The organism is Veronia nyctiphanis, assembly GCF_004116385.1.
GTDB lineage: Bacteria > Pseudomonadota > Gammaproteobacteria > Enterobacterales > Vibrionaceae > Veronia > Veronia nyctiphanis.
The window spans coordinates 1-636 of record NZ_PEIB01000106.1 but is presented as its reverse complement, the minus strand read 5'-3'; the positions used below and the strand labels follow the sequence as shown (position 1 = coordinate 636).

Annotated in this window: 1 protein-coding gene; it reads left to right on the top strand. The window is 54.2% G+C overall.

The window, feature by feature from the left end:
• A partial coding sequence (locus CS022_RS25130; protein WP_408057304.1) for a Calx-beta domain-containing protein occupies positions 1 to 636 on the top strand: 636 nt, incomplete at both ends.

Below are 636 nucleotides of genomic sequence, written 5' to 3'. Positions count from 1 at the left end.
GTGTCACGCAGGTCACTATCCCAGCTGGGCAGTCCAGTGTCGATTTTGACATTGCAACCATTCAAGACACCATTGCCGAGGGAAGTGAAGACTTTACGATCACCATTGGTAATATCGCAGGCGGAGGTTTTGAAGCTCTAGCCGTCGATAGCAGCAATAAAAGTGTTACTACAACGATCACCGATAATGAAGCGACACCGACCCTGACAGTTGGCGACGCTGGCACCGTTGATGAAGGGAACGATGCCACCTTTGATGTGACTCTTAGCAATCCGGTACAGGGCAACGTCAGCTACACCCTGACCTTGACAGGCAGTGGTAATAATCCGGCTACGATTGCCGATGATATCGACGGTGTGACCCTCGTCGACAGCCAGGGTAACCCGATCACGGGCGCGACCCTAACCCCGAACCAGGACGGCACCTATACCGCCACAGTCCCTGGCAATGTCACCGCGTTCTCAGTACTAGTTTCTACTACCGACGACACACTCTTCGAAGATAACGAAGGCTTTACCTTGGCGGTGACAACCACCGTAGTCGGTCAGCAACTTTCCGATAATGGCACGGCCACCATCACTGATGGTGAAGCGACACCGACCCTGACGGTCGGCGACGCCGGCACCGTTGATGAAG